Below are 231 nucleotides of genomic sequence, written 5' to 3'. Positions count from 1 at the left end.
GACGTGCTGACCGCGGAGCTGCGCCGCCCGTCCTGGACGCACGAGCACGACGCTCTCGGGTCCAACACCGACCCGGACCAGCGGGCCGAGGGCCGGTACGCGCTGCTGCCGGGGATCATCGGCGCCCTCGCACACTCGGACACCCCGATGTCGCTGCTCACCCAGGGCACCCTGCTGCGCCGGGACATCCCCCTGCTGGCGGTGGCCGGGGGGGAGGGCGGGGGGGGCGTG

1 pseudogene is annotated in these 231 nt (G+C 76.2%); it reads left to right on the top strand.

The annotated features are described in order from the left end of the window. Positions 1 to 231 (top strand): annotated as a pseudogene (locus KVT14_RS21770) (radical SAM protein); the annotation flags it as partial.

The organism is Cellulomonas sp. GbtcB1 (assembly GCF_019091725.1).
GTDB lineage: Bacteria > Actinomycetota > Actinomycetes > Actinomycetales > Cellulomonadaceae > Cellulomonas.
Note: the sequence above shows the minus strand (reverse complement) of the source record. Positions and strands in the feature narration are given on the sequence as shown.